20 protein-coding genes and 1 pseudogene are annotated in these 23,253 nt (G+C 61.5%); 11 read left to right on the top strand and 10 right to left on the bottom strand.

Going from position 1 to position 23,253, the window contains the following annotated elements:
• Positions 1-45: 45 nt before the first annotated feature.
• A complete protein-coding gene (locus ACMGF9_RS00860) occupies positions 46-2,124 on the top strand; it encodes a YccS/YhfK family putative transporter (protein WP_044029976.1) in 2,079 nt (692 codons plus the stop codon).
• A gap of 40 nt (positions 2,125-2,164) precedes the next feature.
• On the opposite strand, the gene argD is transcribed toward ACMGF9_RS00860, so the two are convergent.
• From argD to ACMGF9_RS00845, 3 genes and pseudogenes are all read right to left on the bottom strand, one after another.
• Positions 2,165-3,382, bottom strand: a complete 1,218-nt coding sequence (gene argD / locus ACMGF9_RS00855; RefSeq protein ID WP_088381973.1) for a bifunctional acetylornithine/succinyldiaminopimelate transaminase — start codon at positions 3,380-3,382, stop codon at positions 2,165-2,167.
• 133 nt (positions 3,383-3,515) lie between these two features.
• Positions 3,516-4,091 carry an aminodeoxychorismate synthase component II gene (locus tag ACMGF9_RS00850; RefSeq protein ID WP_414160482.1) on the bottom strand — a complete coding sequence of 192 codons (576 nt, stop codon included), beginning with the start codon at positions 4,089-4,091 and terminating at the stop codon, positions 3,516-3,518.
• A 72-nt stretch (positions 4,092-4,163) separates the two neighbouring features.
• Positions 4,164-5,689: pseudogene (locus tag ACMGF9_RS00845) on the bottom strand (helicase HerA-like domain-containing protein).
• Positions 5,690-5,900: 211 nt separating this feature from the next.
• On the opposite strand from ACMGF9_RS00845, the gene ACMGF9_RS00840 reads away from it, so the two are divergent.
• Positions 5,901-6,170 (top strand): hypothetical protein, encoded by a 270-nt coding sequence (locus ACMGF9_RS00840; RefSeq protein WP_004930356.1) that lies wholly within the window; start codon positions 5,901-5,903, stop codon positions 6,168-6,170.
• Between the two features lie 17 nt (positions 6,171-6,187).
• Entirely contained in the window at positions 6,188-6,517 is a 330-nt protein-coding gene (locus ACMGF9_RS00835; protein ID WP_254842465.1) for a type II toxin-antitoxin system RelE/ParE family toxin, read from the top strand.
• On the opposite strand, the gene btsR is transcribed toward ACMGF9_RS00835, so the two are convergent.
• The 3 genes from btsR to ppiA all read right to left on the bottom strand — a co-directional run bounded on the left by btsR (position 6,465) and on the right by ppiA (position 9,600).
• Complete coding sequence (gene btsR / locus ACMGF9_RS00830) at positions 6,465-7,190, bottom strand: two-component system response regulator BtsR (protein ID WP_004930351.1); 726 nt, start codon at positions 7,188-7,190, stop codon at positions 6,465-6,467. The genes ACMGF9_RS00835 and btsR overlap by 53 nt on opposite strands.
• A complete protein-coding gene (locus tag ACMGF9_RS00825; RefSeq protein ID WP_004930349.1) occupies positions 7,190-8,875 on the bottom strand; it encodes a sensor histidine kinase in 1,686 nt (561 codons plus the stop codon). The genes btsR and ACMGF9_RS00825 overlap by 1 nt, the downstream gene beginning before the upstream one ends.
• A gap of 155 nt (positions 8,876-9,030) precedes the next feature.
• Positions 9,031-9,600: a peptidylprolyl isomerase A gene (gene ppiA, locus ACMGF9_RS00820; RefSeq protein WP_015379288.1), complete on the bottom strand. Its 570-nt coding sequence runs from the start codon at positions 9,598-9,600 to the stop codon at positions 9,031-9,033.
• 353 nt (positions 9,601-9,953) lie between these two features.
• Here ppiA and ACMGF9_RS00815 point away from each other — a divergent pair, with 353 nt between their 5' ends.
• From ACMGF9_RS00815 to tsgA, 4 genes are all read left to right on the top strand, one after another.
• Positions 9,954-10,292 (top strand): PTS lactose/cellobiose transporter subunit IIA, encoded by a 339-nt coding sequence (locus ACMGF9_RS00815; RefSeq protein WP_004930342.1) that lies wholly within the window; start codon positions 9,954-9,956, stop codon positions 10,290-10,292.
• Complete coding sequence (locus ACMGF9_RS00810) at positions 10,289-11,596, top strand: 6-phospho-beta-glucosidase (RefSeq protein WP_414160481.1); 1,308 nt, start codon at positions 10,289-10,291, stop codon at positions 11,594-11,596. The genes ACMGF9_RS00815 and ACMGF9_RS00810 overlap by 4 nt, the downstream gene beginning before the upstream one ends.
• Before the next feature lie 72 nt (positions 11,597-11,668).
• Positions 11,669-12,649 (top strand): LacI family DNA-binding transcriptional regulator, encoded by a 981-nt coding sequence (locus ACMGF9_RS00805; RefSeq protein ID WP_021504774.1) that lies wholly within the window; start codon positions 11,669-11,671, stop codon positions 12,647-12,649.
• Positions 12,650-12,840: 191 nt separating this feature from the next.
• Positions 12,841-14,025 carry an MFS transporter TsgA gene (tsgA, locus tag ACMGF9_RS00800; protein WP_004930336.1) on the top strand — a complete coding sequence of 395 codons (1,185 nt, stop codon included), beginning with the start codon at positions 12,841-12,843 and terminating at the stop codon, positions 14,023-14,025.
• Between the two features lie 54 nt (positions 14,026-14,079).
• Here tsgA and ACMGF9_RS00795 read toward each other — a convergent pair whose 3' ends face one another.
• Complete coding sequence (locus tag ACMGF9_RS00795; RefSeq protein ID WP_033631922.1) at positions 14,080-15,348, bottom strand: cytosine deaminase; 1,269 nt, start codon at positions 15,346-15,348, stop codon at positions 14,080-14,082.
• Between the two features lie 303 nt (positions 15,349-15,651).
• Between ACMGF9_RS00795 and nirB the strand changes: the two genes are divergently transcribed.
• From nirB to cysG, 4 genes are read left to right on the top strand one after another with little or no spacing between them, the layout of a single operon-like run.
• A complete protein-coding gene (gene nirB, locus ACMGF9_RS00790; RefSeq protein ID WP_075684671.1) occupies positions 15,652-18,201 on the top strand; it encodes a nitrite reductase large subunit NirB in 2,550 nt (849 codons plus the stop codon).
• The gene (nirD, locus tag ACMGF9_RS00785) at positions 18,198-18,524 is read left to right on the top strand and encodes a nitrite reductase small subunit NirD (RefSeq protein WP_015379293.1); all 327 of its coding nucleotides are present in this window, start codon (positions 18,198-18,200) and stop codon (positions 18,522-18,524) included. The genes nirB and nirD overlap by 4 nt, the downstream gene beginning before the upstream one ends.
• A 16-nt stretch (positions 18,525-18,540) precedes the next feature.
• Positions 18,541-19,341, top strand: coding sequence for a nitrite transporter NirC (gene nirC, locus ACMGF9_RS00780; RefSeq protein WP_021504771.1), 801 nt, complete (start codon positions 18,541-18,543; stop codon positions 19,339-19,341).
• Positions 19,342-19,391: 50 nt separating this feature from the next.
• A complete protein-coding gene (gene cysG / locus ACMGF9_RS00775; protein ID WP_414160480.1) occupies positions 19,392-20,795 on the top strand; it encodes a siroheme synthase CysG in 1,404 nt (467 codons plus the stop codon).
• A gap of 51 nt (positions 20,796-20,846) precedes the next feature.
• On the opposite strand, the gene trpS is transcribed toward cysG, so the two are convergent.
• The 3 genes from trpS to rpe are packed head-to-tail and all read right to left on the bottom strand — an operon-like array spanning position 20,847 to position 23,225.
• Positions 20,847-21,854 (bottom strand): tryptophan--tRNA ligase, encoded by a 1,008-nt coding sequence (gene trpS, locus ACMGF9_RS00770; RefSeq protein WP_004930324.1) that lies wholly within the window; start codon positions 21,852-21,854, stop codon positions 20,847-20,849.
• Positions 21,855-21,856: 2 nt separating this feature from the next.
• A complete protein-coding gene (locus tag ACMGF9_RS00765; protein ID WP_015379295.1) occupies positions 21,857-22,555 on the bottom strand; it encodes a phosphoglycolate phosphatase in 699 nt (232 codons plus the stop codon).
• A complete protein-coding gene (gene rpe / locus ACMGF9_RS00760; RefSeq protein WP_004930320.1) occupies positions 22,548-23,225 on the bottom strand; it encodes a ribulose-phosphate 3-epimerase in 678 nt (225 codons plus the stop codon). Before rpe ends, ACMGF9_RS00765 begins: the two co-directional genes overlap by 8 nt.
• Between the last annotated feature and the right edge of the window lie 28 nt (positions 23,226-23,253).

Genomic DNA, 23,253 nt, shown 5'->3' with positions numbered 1-23,253 from the left:
GAAGAAACGGCGCAGTCTGCGCCGTTTTTTTATCTGCTCTCTGCCATGTGGCGCCGCCTGATCTACCACCCGGAAATCAACTACGCACTGCGACAAACGCTGGTGTTGTGCCTGCCGGTGCTGTTCGGCTTATTAATTGGCCAGCTGCAGCTCGGCCTGATGTTCTCTCTGGTGCCCGCCTGCTGCAATATCGCCGGTCTGGACACGCCGCATAAGCGCTTCTTTAAACGGCTGATCGTCGGCGGCTCGCTGTTCGCCTTCAGCAGTGTGCTGCTGCAACAGGCACTGCTGTGGCACGTGCCGCTGCCGGCGCTGATGCTGGGCCTGGCGCTGCTGCTTGGCGTCACCGGCGAAATCAGCCCGCTGCACGCCCGGCTGTTGCCAGCGGCGCTGGTGGCCGCCATTTTCGCCCTCAGCACGGCCGGCACGGTACCCCTCTGGCAGGCGCCACTGCTGTACGCGATCGGCACCGTCTGGTACGGCTTATTCACCTGGTTCTGGTTCAAGCTGTGGAAAGAACAGCCAATGCGCGAGACTCTCAGCCAGCTCTATCTGGAGCTGGCTGACTATTTCGAAGCCAAATACTCGTTGCTGACCCAGCACACCGATCCGCAAACCGCGCTGCCGCCGCTGCTGGTACGCCAACAAAAGGTGATGGATCTGATCAGCCTTTTATACCAACAGCTCAATTTCCTGCCGCACGCCAACAACCTCGAACAAAAGCGCCTGCAGCGCGCCTTTCAGGTGGCGATGGATCTGCAGGAGCACATCACCGTCAGCCTGCATCTGCCGGAGGAGGTGCAAAAACTGGTGGAGCAGAGCCAGGCCGAAGCGATCATTCGCCGCAACGCTCAGGTGATCGCCGGCCGGCTGCGCGTGGTGGCGCACGATATTCTCTACCATCAACATTCGAAGCGCTTCTCCATGAGCCACGAACTGGCGGCGCTGGAAAAAATGGCGGCGCAGCATCCCGATAACCCGGTCGGCCAGTTTTGTTATTACCACTTCAGCCGCATCGCTCGCCTGCTGCGCACCCAGCATCCGCTGTACCGCCGCGACCTGATGCCCGGCCAGCACCGCCTGCCGTTTTGGCCGGCGCTGGCCAGCTACCTGTCGTTCAAATCCACCGCCCTGCGCAACGCCGCGCGGCTGGGGGTGACGCTGGCGGTCGGCAGCAGCCTGGGTGCGGTTTTCAACCTGCCGAAGCCTTACTGGATCCTGCTCACCATCATGCTGGTGAGCCAAAACGGGTATAACGCCACCCGGGTGCGTATTCAGCACCGTGCGCTGGGCACGATTGCCGGGCTATTGCTGGCGGCCGGGCTGTTGCAGCTGCAGCTGCCGGAAGGAGAAACGCTGAGCATCATGCTGGTGATCACGCTGCTGGCCTACCTGGTTTCGCGCAAGAACTACGGGCTGTCGGTGATTGGCTTTACGGTCACGGCGGTTTACACCCTGCAGCTGCTGGCGCTGAACGGCTCGCATTTTCTGGTGCCGCGTCTGATCGATACGCTGATAGGCTGCGTGCTGGCGTTCGGCGGCACCATTTGGCTGTGGCCGCAGTGGCAAAGCGGGCTGCTGCGCAAGAATGCCCATCAGGCGCTGGAGAACGATCAAGCCGCGCTGCGGCTGATGCTGAAGCAGCCGGAACCGGATGCCACCGCGTTGGCCTATACCCGCATGCAGGTCAACCAAGCGCACAATGCGCTGTTCACCTCGCTCAATCAGGCGATGCAGGAGCCGGGGTTCGCGTCGAATTATCTGGCGGACATGCGGCTGTGGGTCACTCACAGCCAGTTCATCGTCGAACACCTGAACGCCATGACCATTCTGGCGCGCGAGCACTACATGCTGACGCCGAAACTGGCGGAAGCCTATCTGCAAACCTGTGAAATTGCGCTGCAAAGCTGCCAGCAGCGGTTGGAATACGACGGCCCGAGCAGTGACAACAGCGGCATCATGCAGCCGCCGGATCTGCATCCGGACATGCCCGTCACCGAGATGGAACGTCATTTGCGGCGCATTTTGTCGCACCTGAACGTGATGCATACCATTTCGTCGCTGGCCTGGCGCCAGCGCCCGCACCACGGCATCTGGCTCAAGCGCAAACTGCGCGATCAATAAGGGCGCGGCATGCCGCGCCCCGTTATTCGCCGCACGAGCTTCAGACGTTGATCACATCCTGCACCGCCAGCTCGAACAGCGCCATGCCGGCTTCGATGTCCTGCAGCTCCACCACCAGCGACGGCGCAAAGCGGATCACGTTCGGCCCGGCGTTGAGGATCATCAGCCCACGCGCGGCGGCAGCGGTGAGGAAATCGCGCGCTCTGCCGTGATAATGCGGCGTCAGTTCGGCGCCGATCAGTAACCCCATGCCGCGAATGGCGGTGAAAATACCGTATTTATCGCCGATATCCTGCAAAGCCTGCACATACAGCGCGTGGCGCTGTTCGATGCCGCTCAGCACTTCCGGCGTATTGATCACATCCAACGCCGCCTCCGCCACCGCGCAGGCCAACGGGTTGCCGCCGTAGGTGGTGCCGTGAGTGCCCACCTGCATCACCGACGCAATCTCTTCGGTGGTCAGCATGGCGCTGACCGGGAAACCGCCGCCCAACGCCTTGGCGGTGGTAAGAATGTCCGGCGTCACGCCATAATGCATATAGGCGAACAGCTTGCCGCTGCGCCCCATGCCGCTTTGCACTTCGTCGAACACCAGCAGCGCCTGATGTTGGTCGCACAGTTTGCGCACGCCTTTAAGGAAGCCGGCGTCGACCGGCGTAATGCCGCCCTCGCCCTGAATCGGCTCCATCACCACCGCGCAGGTGTGGTCGTCCATCACCGCTTTCACCGCCGCCAGATCGTTGAACGGCACGTGCACGATGTCGGCCGGCTTTGGCCCGAACCCGTCGGAGTATTTGGCCTGCCCGCCCACCGACACGGTGAACAGCGTGCGGCCGTGAAACGCGTTATAGAAGGCGATGATTTTGGTTTTATAGGGGCTGTGGCGGGTGATGGCGTAATGACGCGCCAGTTTGAACGCCGCTTCGTTGGCCTCTGCGCCGGAGTTGGCGAAGAACACCCGATCGGCGAAGGTGGCGTCGATCAGTTTGCTCGCCAGGCGCAGCGCCGGTTCATTGGTAAAGACGTTGCTGGTATGCCACAGAGTCTCACCCTGACGTTTGAGCGCCTCGACCAGCGCCGGATGGCAGTGCCCCAGCGCCGTTACCGCGATGCCGCCGGAAAAATCGATGTACTCTTTTCCCTGCTGATCCCAGACCCGACTGCCTTTGCCGCGCACCGGCACAAACTGGGCGGGTGCATAAACAGGCAGGATAACCTGGTCAAAGGTGCTGCGGCTCACTGCGGATTTTCCAGTCATTTTTTCGGCTCCACCCTGAAGGTTTTTCAGCGCTATCGTAATGTTAGATTGAAAACATAATCACGAAATATGCATAAAAAACCAATCAAGCGCAAACGCAAAACGCCCGACGAGCGAAAAAAACGCATCGGGATTAACGGTTGAGGAAGTTATCCAGCAGCTGATGGCCCTGCTCGCTGAGCACGCTTTCCGGATGGAACTGCACGCCTTCCAGCGCCAAAGTGCGATGGCGGATGCCCATGATCTCGTCGCGCACGCCGTCGCGTTCGCTCCAGGCGGTCACTTCAAAACAGTCCGGCAGCGTATCGGCTTTCAGCACCAGCGAGTGATAGCGGGTCACGGTCAGCGGATCGTTCAGGCCGCGAAACACGCCGACGCCGAGGTGGCGGATGGCCGACGTTTTGCCGTGCATCACCGCGCGGGCGCGCACCACCTCGGCGCCGAACGCCTGCCCCAGCGCCTGGTGCCCCAGGCACACGCCGAGGATCGGCAGCTTGCCGGCGAAATGACGAATGGCGGCCAGCGAGATACCCGCTTCGTTCGGGGTGCTGGGGCCGGGGGAAATCACCAGATGCTGCGGCGCCAGCCGCTCGATATCGGCCAGCTGCAGCTCATCGTTGCGCTTCACCACCACCTCGGCGCCCAACTCGCAGAAGTACTGGTAAAGGTTATAGGTAAAGGAGTCGTAGTTATCGATCAGCAGCAGCATGTCAGGTCCGGCAGAGAAAAACGCCGCCATAGTTTACTGATTTAACCCGCCGCTGCCGACGATAATTTCCGCTTACTTTTTACGGCCGCCGGTGATCGAGCCCAGCACGCCGCGCAGGATCTGGCGGCCGAGATCGCGCGCCATGCTCTTGGCGGCGGTCTGGACGATGCCGTCGCGTTTGCCGCCGCGCGGGCCGGTGGAACCGAACAACAGCTCGTTCAAACCATCCATCAGGCCGCCGCCCGCCTGCTGTTGTTGCTGTTGCGTCTGCGGTTGTTGCCCCTGCTGCGGGGTGCCGATGGTGGCGAAGCCACCCGACGACAGCTTCTCGTAGGCGGACTCGCGGTCAATCATGTCTTCATAGCGGCCATACAGCGGCGACTTGTTGATCGCGCTGTTCAGCCCTTCCGCGCCAAGCATGCCCATTTTGGATTCCGGCGCGATGACCATCGCCCGCTCCACCACGTTCGGCCGGCCCTTCTCGTCGAGGAATGACACCAGCGCTTCGCCCACCCCCAGCTCGGTGATCGCCGTTTCGGCATCGAAGGCCGGATTGGCGCGCAGGGTTTGCGCCGCCGTCTTCACTGCTTTCTGATCGCGCGGGTAAAGGCGCGCAGCGCATGCTGCACGCGGTTGCCCAACTGGCCCAGCACGCTGTCCGGGATGTCCAGCGGGTTCTGGGTGACGAAGTAAATGCCGACGCCTTTGGAGCGGATCAGACGCACCACCTGTTCAATCTTGGTCAGCAGCGCCGCCGGCGCATCGTTGAACAGCAGGTGCGCCTCATCGAAGAAGAACACCAGCTTCGGCTGTTCAGGGTCGCCCACTTCCGGCAGGTGCTCAAACAGCTCGGCCAGCAGCCACAGCAGGAACACCGAATACAGCTTCGGCTGATTGATCAGCTTGTCCGCCGCCAGCAGATTGATCACGCCGTGGCCGTTGGCGTCGGTTTTCATCAGATCGTTGATGTCCAGCATCGGCTCACCGAAGAACTGGTTGGCCCCCTGCTCTTCCAGCGTCAGCAATCCACGCTGGATGGCGCCGATAGAGGCGGCAGAGATATTGCCGTACTGGGTTTGGAATTGTTTGGCGTTGTCGCCGACGAACTGCACCATGGCGCGCAGGTCTTTCATGTCCAGCAGCAGCAGCGCATTGTCATCGGCGATTTTGAACACCAGCTGCAGCACGCCGCTTTGCACCTCGTTCAAATCCAACAGGCGCCCCAGCAGCAACGGCCCGAGATCGGAAATGGTGGCGCGGATCGGGTGGCCTTTTTCACCGTAAATATCCCACGGGATAATGGTGCAGGCCTGCGGTTGCCAGTCGGTGACGCCAATCGCCGCCAGGCGCGCCTGCAGTTTTTCGGAAGGCACGCCCTCGGCGCCGATGCCGGACAGATCGCCCTTCACGTCCGAGAGGAACACCGGCACGCCGATGCGTGAGAACTGTTCGGCCATTTTCTGCAGCGTCACCGTCTTGCCGGTGCCGGTTGCCCCGGTGATCAAGCCGTGGCGGTTGGCCAACGCCGGCAAAATCACCAGATCCTGTTCCGGTTTTCCGTCTTTCATCGCTTTGGCGATAATCCGTGGTTCACTCATTTTCTGTTCCTTTGACGCTGACCGCGGCGCGAAACGCGCCTGTTGATGCAATAAAGCTATAAGCGCCGCGTAACCCCGTCAAGGACAAACAAAAAGGGCACCGTCGGGGCCTGATGAATTCAGATTGCGCTTAGCGTCAGAGCGTCTTTGCTTGAACAATAAAGCACCAGTGTTATAGTGAGCATTACGCTGTATATACGAGGTAAATACCATGTCTGAATCTACCGTGGTAATCCGCGTGGATGACGAGTTAAAAACCGCTTTCGCCAGCGCGGCAAAGGCCGCCGATCGCACGGCTTCGCAACTGCTGCGCGATTTCATGCGCGAGTTTGTCAGCCGCCAGGCGCAGCAGGAAGAGTACGACCAGTGGTTAAAGGAAAAGGTCGAGGTGAGCCGCAAGGCGTTGCGTGAAGGCAAGTTCGCCGACGATGAAGAGGTGGCTGCTTATTTCGCCGAACGCAGAGCTAAATCAACGCAATAAAACACAAAAGGACTTTTGTGAAACTGACATGGACGGTACCCGCCATCGCCGATCGTCTGGCGATTTATGAATGGTTGGAACTTAAAAATCCGGCCGCCGCCGCAGAAAATGATGCAAAAATCGCTGACGCGGCGGCACGCCTCGTGCATCATCCCACCAGCGGGAAAACGGGTCGGATAGCCGGCACGCGCGAGCTGGTCATCTCCCCGTCCTATCTGTTGGTCTATGAATTGGCGGCTCAACGTCATCATATTGGCCATCGTGCATACTCGCCGCCGGTGGCCGCCGGCATAGTCACCCCCGCAGCCCCAGTTGCTCCTTCAGCGCCTTCAAATAGCGCCGGCTGACCGGCACCGGATCGCCTGCCGACATGATCATCTCTGCCGCACCGCCCTCTTCGAAGCGGATCTCGCGCACCTGCTCCAGGTTGACCAGATACTGCCGATGGCAGCGCACCAGCGGCGTACGGCTTTCCAGCGTGCGCAGCGTCAATTCGGTGAAACACTCCATGCCGTCGCTGCGCACCACGAATACCCCGCTCAGCTTGGAACGGATCGCCAGCACTTCATCGAACCGCAGCAGATAGATGCGGCTGTGGCCGGTGCAGGGAATGTATTTCAGGTAGCCGGCGCTCTCATCCAGCGCCGTCACGTCCTGCGGCGCACTGCGCTGCCGCAGGCGTTGCAGCGTCTTGCTCAACCGCGTCGGCTCCGCCGGCTTCAGCAGATAGTCGAAGGCGTGCTCCTCAAATGCCTGCACCGCGTATTCGTCGTAGGCGGTCAGAAACACGATGTGCGGCATACGGTTGGGATCCAGCATGCCGACCATTTCCAGCCCGCTGATGCGTGGCATCTGGATATCGAGAAACACCACGTCCGGCTGCAGCCGATGGATCTGGCTGATGGCTTCGATGGCGTTGGCGCACTCGCCGATAATCGAGATCCCCGCTTCAGCTTCCAGCAGGTGGCGCAGGTTGTCGCGCGCGGAAGGTTCATCGTCAACAATCAGTGCGTTTAACATCAGGCTGCCCTCTCCATAGGGACATTAAGCGTAATGCGGGTGTAGGCGTCCGGCCGGCAATCCACCTGCACGCCATAGCCTTCGCCGTAGCGCACGCGAATGCGTTTATCCACCAGGTTCATCCCCAGCCCGCTGCAGTTCGGTTTCGGCTGGAACAGCCCGGCGTTGTCCGTCACCTGCAGCAGCAGATGCTCGCCTTCGCAGCAGGCGCCGATTTCGATGCGGCCTACGCCCAACAGATGCGAGGTGCCGTGCTTGATGGCATTCTCGACGATCGGCTGCAGCGAAAACGCCGGCAGCCGCGCCGCCAGCAGCGCCTCGGGCAGCGATACCGCAATCTCCAGCCGATCGGCGAAGCGCGCTTTCTCTATCTGCAGGTAGGCGTTCACATGTTCAATTTCGTCCGCCAGGCTGACTTCGTCATCCGAGCGCTTGAGGTTTTTACGAAAGAAGGTCGAGAGGGACTGCACCAGATCGCAGGCGCGCTCGCCATCGCGACGGATCACCGCTACCAGGGTATTCAAGGCATTGAACAAGAAATGCGGATTGACCTGCGCATGCAGCAGCTTGATCTCCGACTGCGCCAGCAGCTGCTTGTGGCGCTCGTACTGTCCGGCCATGATCTGCGCCGACAGCAGGCTGGCGATGCCTTCGCCCAGCGTACGGTTGATGGTGCTGAACAGCTGGCTTTTCGGTTCATACAGCTTGATGGTGCCGATGACCCGCTGGTTTTCGCCGCGCAGCGGGATCACCAGCGTCGATCCCAGCTTGCAGGCCGGATTGATCGAGCAGCAGTAAGAGAGCTGATTGCCGTCGGCATAGACCACCTCGTTGTTGTCGATGGCGCGGTGCGAATGCACCGAGGCGATCGGCGTGCCCGGCAGGTGGTGATCGTCACCGATGCCGATAAACGCCAACAGCTTGTCGCGATCGGTGATCGCCACCGCGCCGATGCCCAGCTCCTGATAAATCACCCGGGCGACCTTCATGCTGTTTTCCTGATCGAAGCCCTGCCGCAGGATGCCCTCGGTGCGCTCGGCGATTTTCAGCGCCTTGGAAGAGAAAGCGCTGGTGTATTTCTCGAACATGGCGCGCCTGTCCAGCAGGATTTGCATAAACATCGCCGCGCCGACGGTATTGGCGATCATCATCGGCAGCGCGATGTGTTCCACCAGCTGCAACGCCTCGTTATAAGGGCGCGCCACCGCCAGAATGATCGCCATCTGCAGCACTTCCGCCACCAGCGCCACGCCGCCGACGAACAGCGGATTGAACAGCAGCTCGATGCGCCCCCGGCGCATGGCGATGCTGTGTACGATGCCGCCGACCAGCCCTTCGGACACCGTGGAGATCGCGCAGGCCACGTCGGTCATGCCGCCGAGCGTATACCGGTGCAGGCCGCCGGTCAGCCCGACCAGAAAGCCCACCGACGGCCCGCCCAGCAGCCCGCCCAGAACCGCGCCTATCGCTCGGGTGTTGGCGATCGAATCCTGAATATGCAGCCCGAAATAGGTGCCCATGATGCAGAACACCGAGAAGATCACGTAGCACAGCAGCTTGTGCGGCAAGCGAATGGTCACCTGCATCAGCGGAATGAACAGCGGGGTTTTGCTCAGCAGATAGGCGATAACGAGATAGACGCACATCTGCTGCAACAGCAACAGCACCTGGTTAAATTCATACATGGCAGCAACTCATCCAGAGACAACAAAGGGCGAACGCCGGATTTCCGGTCTGGTTATTGTCTGCCGATTAGAGCATGGGGCGCGGGAGAAAACAGTGATGAAGGCAAGGCTTCGGGAGGAAGGACGGCCGACCCCGGCGGGATCGGCCAAAAAATTTACGGCAGCACCTTGGCCGACAGAATCACCACCGGCTTGGTCGGCACATTCTGGTAAGGGCCGACGTTGCCGGTCGGCACCTGAGCGATCTTGTCCACCACATCCATGCCTTTCACCACTTTGCCGAACACCGCGTAGCCGAAGTCGCGCTGGCCGTGATCCAGGAAGGCGTTATCCGCCACGTTCAGGAAGAACTGGCTGGTGGCGCTGTCCTTGTCGGCGGTGCGCGCCATCGAGATGGTGCCGCGCAGGTTGCGCAGGCCGTTGTCGGCTTCGTTCTTGATCGGCGCCTTGGTGGATTTTTGCTGCATGTCAGCGGTGAAACCGCCCCCCTGGATCATGAAGCCCGGGATCACGCGGTGGAAAATGGTGTTGTTGTAGTACCCGCTGTTCACGTAATCGACGAAGTTCTGGGTGGAAACCGGTGCCTTCTGGCTGTCGAGCGCCAATTCGATATTCCCCGCCGAGGTCGTCAGCATGACATGGGTCTCACCGGCGGCGAGTGCGGCTGGTGCCACTGCGGACAGGGAACACAGCGCGACGAAGGTCACTAAAGTACGTTTGAACATTAACGGGTCCTTTCTCTGAGAGACAAACAACGGAAAAGCGCTTTGATTCTAAAGAGCTGTATCGGCAAGTGCCAGCCATTTACCTATATTTACCCAATTACGGGACATATCCTAGGCGGCCCTGAATTTTGCTGCGGAAAGTATGGGCGCAGAAGGCTTTTTTGCCAACCGCATCACGCATTTTTTGCCCCGTGCCGCCCTGGGGCGGTTTTTGCGATCTGCCTCCCAGTTTGCACACGCATTGTCGTTACTCTATATAAATGAGAGCGCTCTCATTATAAAAAGAACGGATATTGAAGCATCCCACGGCGGCATCGCCGCGCAACCCCTGGAGAAATGACGTGAGTGAATTGATGACTGAAGTCAGCCCCGAGTTTGAAAGCACCATCATGGAACTGCTGGTGTTCTCCGGCAGCGCGCGCAGCAATGCGTTGATGGCGTTGCGACAAGCGCGCGCCGGCGACTTCGCCGCCGCGGCCAAACACATGGCCGAATCCAAAGAGTGGGTGAAGAAAGCGCACCTGATCCAGACCGAGCTGATCGGCCTGGACGAAGGCTGCGGCAAGCTGGCGATCAATCTGATCACCGTGCATGCGCAGGATCATCTGATGAACGCCATGGTGATCCAGGATCTGGCCGACGACATGATCGAGCTCTATCGCCGTCAGTCGCTGACGGAGGGCCGCCCATGAGCACGCTCAAAATCGCCGTGATCGGCGGCGGCAGCAGCTACACTCCCGAGCTGGTCGATGGGCTGATCCAGCGCATCGAGGAGCTGCCGGTCACCGAACTGGCGCTGGTGGACGTTGAGCCAGGCCGGCAAAAAGTGGAAACCATCGCCGCCCTGACGCGCCGCATGCTGGCGCGCCACGGGCTGGAACAGGTGAAGGTCAGCGTGCACTTCACGCTGGACGAGGCGATTCGCGGCGCCGCTTTCGTGCTGACCCAGTTCCGCGTCGGGCAACTGCCGGCGCGCGCCGCCGACGAACGGCTGGGCCTCAAATACCAGCTGCTCGGCCAGGAGACCACCGGCGTCGGCGGCTTCGCCAAAGCGCTGCGCACCATTCCGGTGATGCTGGATATTGCCCGCCGGGTGGAAAAGCTGGCGCCGGACGCCTGGATAATCAACTTCACCAACCCGGCCGGTATCGTCACCGAGGCGGTGTCTCGCTTTACCAAAGCGAAGATCATCGGCCTGTGCAACGTGCCGATCAGCATGCATCACATGATCGCCAACATGCTGCAGGCGCCTTACGCCGACGTGCAGCTGCAGTTCGCCGGCCTGAACCACATGGTCTGGGTGCATCAGGTCACGCAGCAGGGGCGCGACGTCACCGCCAAGGTGATCGACATGCTGTGCGACGGCGCGGCGCTGACCATGAACAACATCAAGGAAGAGCCCTGGCAGCCGGACTTCCTGCGCGCGCTCGGCGCGATCCCATGCCCGTACCACCGCTATTTTTACCAGACCCGTGAGATGCTGGCGGAAGAGATGGCCGCCGCCGGCGAGCGCGGCACCCGCGCCGAGCAGGTGATGCAGGTGGAGAAAGAGCTGTTCGAGCTGTATGCCGATCCGCAACTGAACACAAAACCGGAACAGCTCAGCTTCCGCGGCGGTTCTTTCTATTCCGAGGTTGCGCTGGAGCTGATTCGTGCTATCCATAATAATCTCGGCACGCAATTAGTGGTCAACACCGCAAACCGCGGCGCAATCCATGGCCTGCCGGACGATGCTGTGATAGAAATCAACTGTATCGTCGATGCCCAAGGCGCGCATCCGCTGACGTTCGGCCCGCTGTCGGAGCCGATGCAGGCGCTGACGCAGCAGGTGAAAGCCTACGAACGCCTGACCATCGAGGCCGCGGTGCACGGCGATCGCCGCAGCGGCTTGCTGGCGCTGATCGCCAACCCGCTGGTGGGCAACGCCAATCTGGCGCAGCCGTTGCTGGACGAGGTGTTGACGATAAACGCGCCGTATTTGCCGCAGTTCAGGTAAGCGCCTGCGCGCGGTATGACAGGGGTTCGGCGCGCCGAACCCATTTTTTTAGCCGTAATCAGGAGTTGGACGATGGTGACACTGGAAGATGTCGCGACGCTGGCGGGCGTATCGCGCGCCACCGTATCGCGGGTAGTGAACGGCGACAGCAACGTCAAGGCGCCGACCCGCGAGAAGGTTGAACGCGCCGTCGCCCAGCTCGGTTACACCCCCAACCCGGCGGCCCGCGCGCTCGCCTCCAGCCACAGCAATACCCTCGGGCTGGTGACCACGTCATATCGCGGCGGCTTCTTCGGCGCGCTGATGGACTTCGTGCAAACCGAGGCCGAATCCCACGGCAAGCAGCTGCTGGTGACCCAGGGCCGCAACAGCGCCGAAAACGAATGGCAGGCGGTGCAGCGGCTGTTCAGCCTGCGCTGCGACGGCGTGATCCTGCACGTGCGTTTTCTCAGCGACGATCGGCTGCGCCAGCTGGCGGCGGAGCAACGTCATTTCGTGTTGCTCGATCGGCTGGTGCCGGGGCTGGAAGACCGCTGCGTCACCTTCGATCACCCGCTCGCCAGCCGCATGGCGACCCAGCAACTGCTCGATGCCGGGCACCGACGCATCGCCTGCATCAGCGGGCCGCGCGAGCGCCCGTCGAGCCGCCTGCGGTTGCAAGGGTTTGAAGAGGCGATGCAGGCGGCGAATATCGAGCCGGTGGCCTGTCTGGAGGGCGTTTACGATCTGGAAAGCGGTTACCGCTGCGCCGATCGCCTGCTGCAGCAAGCCGCACGGCCCAGCGCCATCTACTGCTGCAACGAAGAGATGGCGATCGGCGCGCTGCTGGCGATCAACGAGCACCGCCTGCGGGTGCCGCAGGATATCTCCTTGATCTGTTACGACAGCGGCGAACGCGCGCCCTTCGTCCGCCCGGCGTTGAGCAGCGTACATTTTCCCATCAGCGAGATGGCCCAATACGCGGCGCGCAGGCTGATCGACCCCACCACCCCGGCGCACCCATTTGAGCCGACGATCGTCAACCGTGATTCCATTGTGACGGTACGCAAATAGATCACAATAATGCGAACCCTCCCTTCATAGGTTGCATCAAAAAATCGACAACCATCACAAAAAATCCCGTTGTCTGTGCTAGGATCCGCCCCCTGGTGGCCTGATCGGGACTTTTTTCTGCGTTTGCCAGGAAAAGCCAGCGGCCTTATGCCAGCGTTAAAACCTCTAACAGACATATTCAGGCCTATACAATGAATGACAGTAACCGCATACGGCTTACCTGGATCAGCTTCTTTTCGTACGCGCTGACCGGTGCTTTAGTGATCGTCACAGGGATGGTGATGGGAAACATTGCAGAGTACTTTAATCTGCCGGTTTCCAGCATGAGTAACACCTTTACTTTCCTCAACGCCGGTATTTTGATTTCGATCTTCCTCAATGCCTGGCTGATGGAAATCATCCCGCTGAAGCGTCAGCTGATCTTCGGCTTTGTCCTGATGGTGCTGGCGGTCGCAGGGCTGATGCTCGGCAAGAGCCTGACCATGTTCTCGCTGTGCATGTTTATCCTTGGCGTGGTTAGCGGTATCACCATGTCGATCGGCACCTTCCTGATCACCCACATGTATGCCGGCCGCCAGCGCGGTTCGCGCCTGTTGTTCACCGATTCCTTCTTCAGCATGGCCGGGATGATCTTCCCGATCGTCGCCGCGATGCTGCTGGCTCGCCATATCGGCTGGTACTGGGTTTACGCCTGCATCGGTCTGCTGTACGTGGCGATCTTCGTGCTGACCCTGTGCTCCGAATTCCCGGTGCTGGGCAAGAAAGGCGCCGATGCCGGTCAACCGGTCGAGAAAGAAAAATGGGGCATCGGCGTGCTGTTCCTGTCGATCGCCGCGCTGTGCTACATCCTCGGCCAGCTGGGCTTCATTCAGTGGGTGCCTGAGTACGCCACCAAGTCGTTCAACATGGACATCGGCCAGGCCGGTAAGCTGGTGAGCGACTTCTGGACCTCTTACATGGTCGGCATGTGGGTGTTCAGCTTCATCCTGCGCTTCTTCGATCTGCAGCGCATCGTTACCGTACTGGCCGCGCTGGCTACCGGCGCGATGTACCTGTTCGTCAGCACCGACAATCCGGAACACCTGGGCTACTACATCATGGCTCTGGGCTTCGTTTCCAGCGCCATCTACACCACGCTGATCACCCTCGGCTCGCTGCAGACCAAGGTCTCCTCGCCGAAGCTGGTCAACTTTATCCTGACCTGCGGCACCATCGGCACCATGCTGACCTTCGTGGTCACCGGCCCGATCGTGGCGAAAGGCGGCGCGCACGCGGCGCTGACCACCGCCAACGGCCTGTACCTGGCGGTATTCGTGATGTGTCTGCTGCTGGGCTTCGTGACCAAGCACCGCAGCCACGGTCACGTGACGCACTGATTTCTTCGCATCAAATACATCAAGGGCGCCCGCAAGGCGCCCTTTTTTTGCGCCTTAGCGCCGAAAATCTACCGTCTCATCCTGCTGCAAATGCAGCGTGGTTTCCGCCGGCCGCGTTTCGGCGATCACCGCCCCCTGGCGAATCGAATAACGCACCGGCGTCTGGCGGCGCACCGCGTCGAAACCGCTTTCCGCCGGCAGGATCACCAGGTTGGCGCTGTTGCCGGCCGCCAGGCCATAGTCGCTGAGGTTAAGGGTGCGCGCACTGTGGCTGGTGATCAGCTTCAGCCCGTCGTCGATTTGGCCATAGCCCATCAGCTGGCACACGTGCAGCCCCATATGCAGCACCTGCAGCATGTTGGCGGTGCCGAGCGGATACCAGGGATCGAACACGTCGTCGTGGCCAAAGCAGACGTTGATCTCCGCCTCCAGCATCTCCTTCACCCGCGTCACGCCGCGCCGTTTCGGATAGCTGTCGAAACGCCCCTGCAGGTGAATGTTCACCAGCGGATTGGCGACAAAGTTGATGCCGGACATTTTCAGCAGGCGGAACAGCCGCGAGGCGTAAGCTCCGTTGTAAGAGTGCATCGCCGTGGTGTGGCTGGCGGTGACTTTCGCCCCCATCTCCAGCTTCAGCGCCAGCGCCGCCACGGTCTCGACGAAGCGCGATTGCTCGTCGTCGATCTCATCGCAGTGCACGTCCACCAGCCGATCGTATTTTTGCGCCAGCGCGAACGCCTTGTGCAGCGACTCCACGCCGTATTCGCGGGTGAATTCGAAGTGCGGAATGGCGCCCACCACGTCGGCCCCCAGCCGCAGCGCCTCTTCAAGCAGCGCTTCGCCGTTGGGATAAGAGAGGATCCCCTCCTGCGGGAAGGCGACGATCTGCAGCGTTACCCAGGGCGCCACCTCCCGTTTCACCTCCAGCATAGCGCGCAGCGCGGTCAGCGTGGGATCGGAAACGTCGACGTGGGTGCGCACATACTGCACGCCGTTGGCGATCTGCCACTTGAGCGTTTGCCAGGCGCGCTGTTTGACGTCTTCATGGGTCAACAGCGCCTTGCGTTCGGCCCAGCGCTCAATGCCCTCGAACAGCGTGCCGGACTGGTTCCAGGCCGGCTGACCGGCGGTTTGCGTGGTATCCAGGTGAATATGCGGTTCGACGAACGCCGGCAGCGCCAGCCCGCCCTGCGCATCCAACACGTCGCTGCGCCACTCCAGCCCTTCCGGTTGCGGAACCAGATGCGCGATGCGCCCCTGCTCGATCGCCAGTTGCCACAACCCTTCATGCCCGCTTAAACGCAGGTTATCGATAAACTTCAATGGACGTTTCGCCACCCTTCACCTCTGCCGTTGCGCTGGTTTTCTTCATCATACTGGCAGCGGATCGCGCTGACAAAGTCACCGTTTCATGCCTACCCCCTGCGTTTACTCCCTGCGGGGTAATTTGCATGCAAACTGACTCGCTTCAGCTAAAGGTGAATAAAATCCGCAACTTATCAAAAAACGTGAAAAATCATCTATATACCACGTTAGAGGTATATGAGAGTGTGATTGATTTGCATCAATAAATTGCCCCTCGGGAGAGATAAGGTAAGCCTAGGAAACCCGAATTTTGAGGCAATAATGAGCAGAGTCAAACTTGCCGTCGTCGGCAATGGCATGGTCGGCCACCGGTTCATCGAAGATCTGTTGGATAAAGCAGACAAAGACCAATTCGACATCACCGTATTTTGCGAAGAGCCGCGCATCGCTTACGATCGCGTGCACCTTTCCTCCTACTTCTCGCACCACACCGCCGAAGAGCTGTCGCTGGTGCGCGAAGGCTTTTACGAAAAACACGGCGTGAAGGTGCTGATCGGCGAGCGCGCTATCACCATCAATCGCGACGAGAAGGTCATCCACTCCAACACCGGCCGCACCGTTTATTACGACAAGCTGATCATGGCCACCGGCTCTTACCCGTGGATCCCGCCGATTAAAGGCTCGGATAGCCAGGACTGCTTCGTTTACCGCACCATCGAAGACCTGAACGCCATCGAAGCCTGCGCGCGCCGCAGCAAGCGCGGCGCGGTAGTCGGCGGCGGGCTGCTGGGGCTGGAAGCCGCCGGCGCGCTGAAAAGCCTGGGGGTGGAAACGCACGTGATCGAGTTCGCTCCGGTGCTGATGGCCGAACAGCTCGACCCGATGGGCGGCGACCAGCTGCGCCGCAAGATCGAGCGCATGGGCGTCAAGGTGCACACCGGCAAAAACACCCAGGAGATCGTCAACGGCGGCGGCACGGCGCGCAAAACCCTGCATTTCGCCGACGGCAGCCTGCTGGAGGTGGATTTCATCGTGTTCTCCACCGGCATCCGCGCCCAGGACAAGCTGGCGCGCCAATGCGGGCTGGAGATTGGCCGCCGCGGCGGCATCGCCATCAACGACAGCTGCCAGACGTCTGATCCGGACGTGTACGCCATCGGGGAGTGCGCCGCCTGGCGCGATCGCACCTTCGGCCTGGTGGCGCCGGGTTACAAAATGGCGCAGGTGGCCGCCGATCACCTGCTGGGCCGCGAAAACGGCTTCCAGGGCGCCGACATGAGCGCCAAGTTGAAACTGCTGGGCGTAGACGTCGGCGGCATCGGCGATGCCCACGGCCGCACCGAGGGCGCCCGCAGCTACGTCTATCTGGATGAAAGCAAAGAAGTCTACAAACGCCTCATCGTCAGCGCCGACAACAAAACCCTGCTCGGCGCGGTGCTGGTGGGCGACACCAGCGACTACGGCAACCTGCTGCAGCTGGCGCTGAACGGCATCGCGCTGCCGGAAAACCCGGACGGCCTGATCCTGCCGGCCCATGCGGGCAGCAAACCGGCCATCGGCGTGGATTCGCTGCCGGAAAGCGCGCAGATCTGCTCCTGCTTCGACGTCAGCAAAGGCGACATCATCCAGGCGGTCAACAAAGGCTGCCACACCGTGGCGGCGCTGAAGGCCGAAACCAAGGCCGGCACCGGCTGCGGCGGCTGCATCCCGCTGCTCACCCAGGTACTGAACGCCGAGCTGAGCAAGCAAGGCATCGAGGTCAACCACCACCTGTGCGAACACTTCGCCTATTCGCGCCAGGAGCTGTTCCACCTGATCCGCGTCGAAGGCATCAAGTCGTTCGAGGCGCTGCTGACCAAATACGGCAAAGGCTACGGCTGCGAAGTCTGTAAACCAACCGTCGGCTCGTTGCTGGCTTCTTGCTGGAACGAGTACATCCTCAAGCCGCAGCATACGCCGCTGCAGGATACCAACGACAACTTCCTCGGCAATATCCAGAAAGACGGCACCTACTCGGTGATCCCGCGCTCCGCCGGCGGCGAAATCACCCCGGACGGCCTGCTGGCCATCGGCCAAATCGCCAAGGAGTACAACCTCTACACCAAAATGACCGGTTCGCAGCGCATCGGCATGTTCGGCGCGCAGAAAGACGACCTGCCGGCCATCTGGCGCAAGCTGCTCGCCGCCGGCTTTGAAACCGGCCACGCATACGCCAAGGCGCTGCGCATGGCGAAAACCTGCGTCGGCAGCACCTGGTGCCGCTATGGCGTCGGCGACAGCGTCGGCTTCGGCGTCACGCTAGAGCACCGTTACAAAGGCATCCGCACCCCGCACAAAATGAAGTTCGGCGTCTCGGGCTGCACCCGTGAATGCGCTGAAGCACAGGGTAAGGACGTCGGCATCATCGCCACCGAGAACGGCTGGAACCTGTATGTCTGCGGCAACGGCGGCATGAAACCGCGCCACGCCGATCTGCTGGCCGCCGATCTCGATCGCGAGACCCTGGTGCGTTACCTAGACCGCTTCATGATGTTCTATATCCGCACCGCCGATAAGCTGCAGCGCACCTCGGTGTGGCTGGAGAGCCTGGAAGGCGGCATCGATTACCTGCGCAAAGTGATCGTCGACGACAAGCTCGGCATCAACGCGCAGTTGGAAGCCGAGATCGCCCGCCTGCGCGACGCGGTGGTCTGCGAATGGAAAGAGACCGTCGAGCACCCGGAAACGCAGCTGCGCTTCGCCCACTTCATCAACAGCCCGCTGCGCGATCCGAACGTGCAGGTGGTGGCCGAACGCGACCAGCACCGCCCGGCGCGCCCGGACGAGCGCATTCCCGTCACCCTGATCGATACCGAGGAGAGTCACGCATGAGCCAGTGGATTACCGTTTGTCCCGTCGCCGACATTCTGCCCGGCACCGGCGTGTGCGCCCTGATCGGCGATCGGCAGGTGGCGGTGTTCCGCCCCTATGCCGACGAACAGGTGTTCGCCATCAGCAATATCGATCCGTTCGCCCAGGCCAGCGTGCTGTCGCGCGGCCTCATCGCCGAGCATCAGGGCGAATTGTGGGTCGCCAGCCCGCTGAAGAAACAGCGTTTCCGCCTGTACGACGGTCACTGTCTGGAAGATGACAGTCGTTCCGTCGCCAGCTTCACCAGCCGGGTGGTCGACGGCATCGTGCAAGTCGCGGCATAACCTTTCGGGAGGCAACATGTTTACCGATACGATCAACAAATGCGCCGCCAACGCGGCGCGCATCGTCCGCCTGGCGAAGGAGAGCCCGCTCGGCTTTTGGATCAGTTCGGCGATGGCGGGCGCCTACGTCGGCCTCGGCATCATCCTGATCTTCACCCTCGGCAACCTGGTCGACCCAAGCATACGGCCGCTGGTGATGGGCGCCACCTTCGGCATCGCGCTGACGCTGGTGATCATCGCCGGTTCCGAGCTGTTCACCGGCCATACGATGTTCCTGACGCTCGGCGTCAAAGCCGGCACCATCCGCCAGAGCCAGATGTGGGCGGTGTTGCCGCAAACCTGGCTCGGCAACCTGCTCGGCTCGGTGCTGGTGGCGCTGATGTATTACTACGGCGGCGGCAGCCTGCTGCCGGTGGATACCAGCCTGGTGCACAGCGCCGCGCTGGCGAAAACCACCGCGCCAGCCGAGGTGCTGTTCTTCAAGGGCGTGCTGTGCAACTGGCTGGTCTGTCTGGCTATTTGGATGGCGATCCGCGTTGAAGGCGCCGCCAGGTTCATCGCCATTTGGTGGTGCCTGCTGGCCTTTATCGCCTCGGGTTACGAACACTCCGTCGCCAACATGACGCTGTTCGCCCTCTCCTGGTTCGGCAACCACAGCGAGGCCTACACCCTCGCCGGCATCGGCCACAACCTGCTGTGGGTGACGCTGGGCAACATCCTGTCCGGCTCGGTGCTGATGGGCCTGGGGTATTGGTACGCCACGCCGCGCGCCGAACGCCCGCAGGCGGCGAAAGCCGCCGCACGTCAGACCGCCTGAGTTTTCGGGGGCGCCTTTCGCCCCCACCCTGATGACCCCGAGGAGTGCCGATGGATTACCTGCCGATTTTCTGCCAACTGCAACACAAAGCCTGCCTGCTGGTCGGCGGCGGCGAAATCGCCGAACGCAAAGCGCGCCTGCTGCTGGACGCCGGCGCGGCGCTGACCGTCAACGCCCTGGACTTCACCCCGCAGTTCCGCCAATGGGCGGAAGAAGGCCTGGTGACGCTGGCCGAGGGCGAATTCAGCCCGAGCCTGTTGGCGGAAAAATGGCTGGTGATCGCCGCCACTGACCGGCTGGAGGTCAACGCGCGGGTGTACCAATGCGCCAACCAGCAGCGGGTATTCTGCAACGTGGTCGACGACCCGAAACGCGCCAGCTTTATCATGCCGTCGATTATCGACCGTTCGCCGATCATGGTGGCGGTGTCCTCCGGCGGCAAAGCGCCGGTGTTGGCGCGACTGCTGCGCGAGAAGCTGGAAGCGATGCTGCCGCAGCACCTCGGCAAGCTGGCCCAGCTGGGCGGCTCGCTGCGGCAGCGGGTAAAACAACGCTTCAGCGGCCTCGGCGCACGCCGTCGCTTCTGGGAACGGTTGTTCGCTCACGATCGGCTGGCGCAATCGCTGGCCAACGGCGACGCCGCGCTGGCCGAACGCCAGCTCGAACAGCTGTTCAGCGAACAGCCGGCAGATCGCGGTGAAGTGGTACTGGTGGGCGCCGGGCCGGGCGATGCCGGTTTGCTGACGCTGAAAGGGCTGCAACAGATCCAGCAGGCCGACGTGGTGGTTTACGACCGGCTGGTCTCCGAAGAGATCATGGCGCTGGCGCGCCGCGACGCCGAGCGCATCTTCGTCGGCAAACGCGCCGGGCACCACTGCGTGCCACAGGAACAGATCAACCAAATTCTGCTGCAGCAGGCGCTGCAAGGCAAACGCGTGGTACGGCTGAAGGGCGGCGATCCCTTTATCTTCGGCCGCGGCGGCGAAGAGCTGGAGACGCTGGCGGACGCCAACGTGCCGTTCTCGGTGGTGCCGGGCATTACCGCCGCCTCCGGCTGTTCCGCCTACAGCGGCATCCCGCTCACCCACCGCGACCATGCGCAGAGCGTCCGCCTGGTGACCGGCCACGCCAAGGCCGACGGTGGATTGGACTGGGCGACGCTGGCCGCCGGGCAACAGACGCTGGTGTTCTATATGGGGCTGTCGCAAGCGGTGGAAATCCAGCGCCGGCTGATCGCGAACGGACTGCCGGCCGCCACGCCGGTGGCGCTGGTGGAAAACGGCACCTCTTGCCGCCAGCGGGTGATCGAAGGCGAGCTCCACCAACTGGGCGCCTTGTCCCTGCAGGCCGCCAGCCCCAGCCTGATCATCGTCGGCAGCGTGGTCAGCCTGCGCAGCAAGCTCAATTGGTTCGCCTGCGAGGAATCGCCCGCCAGCCTGGCGCAAATGGCGTAATACCGACGTAAAAAAAGCGGCCTTAGGCCGCTTTTTTTATTTGCGCCGGCGTTACGCCTGCGGCGGTACGAAACCGACGGCCTGGTAGACCTTCGCCAGGGTTTCCTGCGCGCGTGCACGGGCCTTGGCGGCGCCGTCGCGCATCACCTGCTGCAGATAGGCTTCGTCGTTGCGGAAGCGGTGGTAGCGCTCCTGCAGCTCAGCCAGCATGCCGGAGACGGCTTCCGCCACCGCGCCTTTCAGGTGGCCGTACATCTGGCCTTCAAACTCGGCTTCCAACTGCGCAATGCTCTTGCCGGTCACGCCGGCGAGGATATCCAGCAGGTTGGAGACGCCCGCCTTGTTGACCACGTCGTAACGCACGACAGGCGGCTCTTCCGAGTCGGTCATTGCGCGTTTGATCTTCTTGGTCACCGCTTTCGGATCTTCCAGCAGGCCGATCACGTTGTTGCGGTTGTCGTCCGACTTGGACATCTTCTTGGTCGGCTCCTGCAGCGACATCACGCGCGCGCCGGATTTAGGAATAAACGGCTCCGGCACTTTGAACACGTCGCCGTACAGCGCGTTGAAACGCTGGCCCACGTCGCGGCTCAGCTCCAGGTGCTGTTTCTGATCTTCGCCCACCGGCACCTGGTTGGTTTGATACAGCAGGATATCCGCCGCCATCAGCACCGGATAGCTGAACAGCCCGGCGTTGATGTTCTCCGCGTAGCGCGCGGATTTGTCCTTGAACTGCGTCATGCGGCTCAGTTCACCGAAATAGGTGTAGCAGTTCAGCACCCAGCTCAGCTGCGTGTGCTCAGGCACGTGCGACTGCACGAAGATGGTGCTTTTTTCCGGATCGATGCCGCAGGCCAGGTACAGCGCCAGCGTATCCAGCGTGGCCTTGCGCAGCTTCTCGGCGTCCTGGCGCACGGTGATGGCATGCAGATCGACGATGCAGTAGATGCAGTCGTAGTCGTCCTGCATCTGCACCCACTGACGCAGCGCACCCATGTAGTTGCCGATGGTCAGTTCGCCGGACGGCTGCGCGCCGCTAAATACGATGGGCTTACTCATGTTTAAATTTCCTGATTCTCTAAAGATGACAGCCCAAGAGCGGGCAACAAATCGGCGAAGCGCTCCAACACCCGATCGGGGTGGCTCAGGGCGATCGATTCACCGTAGTTATAACCGTAGGTAAAGCCGACGCTCGGGCAACCGGCGCCCTGAGCGGCTTGAATATCGTTGCGTGAGTCGCCGACGAACAGCAGTTCATGCGCGCGCAGGCCAAGCTTGCCGAGCACCAGGTACAACGGCGCCGGGTGCGGTTTCTTTTCCGTCACGTCGTCGCCGCCGATCACCAGCGAGAAATAGTCGCCAATGCCCAACGCTGCCAGCAGCGGCGCCACGAACGGCGTCGGCTTGTTGGTCACCAGCGCCATCGGGTAACCGTGCGCGGCCAGGCGGGCCAGCGTCTCTTGCACCTGTGGGAACAGACGGCTGCCGCTGTCGACGGTCTGCGCGTAGAAATGGTCGAAGCGTTCACGCAGCCGGCTGCACTGCTCCGGCGTGCCTTCCGCCTCCGCCCAACGCAGCGCGCGCTGCACCAGCACGTCGGCGCCGTTGCCGATCCAGGTGCCGACCCGCTCCTCACCCGCTTGCGGCAGGCCCGTCTCTTCCAGCGCCATATCGATGGCGGCCGCCAGACCCGGCGCGCTGTCGACCAGCGTGCCGTCCAGATCGAAGGCCAATGCGCGGATCGCGCCGAAATCAGCCATGGGTAACCTTCGCCAGCTCGCTGCGCATTTCGTCAATCACCTTGCGGTAGTCCGGCTGGCCAAAGATGGCGGAACCGGCGACGAACATATCGGCGCCTGCGGCGGCGATTTCGGCGATGTTATCCACTTTCACCCCGCCGTCGACTTCCAGGCGGATATCGCGACCGCTGTCGTCGATCAGTTTGCGTACCTGGCGCAGCTTGTCCAGAGTGCCGTGGATAAACGACTGGCCGCCGAAGCCCGGGTTGACCGACATCAGCAGGATCACGTCAATTTTATCCATCACGTAATCGAGGTAGCTTAGCGGCGTCGCCGGGTTGAACACCAGGCCGGCCTTACAACCGTGCTCTTTGATCAGCTGAATGGTGCGATCGACATGTTCGGAAGCTTCGGGGTGGAAAGAGATATAAGACGCGCCGGCCTTGGCGAAATCTGGCACGATGCGATCTACCGGCTTGACCATCAGATGCACGTCAATCGGCGCGGTAATGCCGTAGTTGCGCAGCGCTTCGCACACCATCGGACCGATGGTCAGATTGGGCACGTAGTGGTTGTCCATGACGTCGAAGTGCACCACGTCGCCGCCTGCGGCCAGCACGTTAGCGGTATCTTCACCTAACCGGGCAAAATCTGCCGACAGAATGGACGGGGCAATCAAAAACTTTTTCATCCGCTTCTCCAAACGTAGGGTCGAGTTG

Source organism: Serratia sp. BNK-23 (assembly GCF_047456145.1).
GTDB lineage: Bacteria > Pseudomonadota > Gammaproteobacteria > Enterobacterales > Enterobacteriaceae > Serratia > Serratia nematodiphila.
Note: the sequence above shows the minus strand (reverse complement) of the source record. Positions and strands in the feature narration are given on the sequence as shown.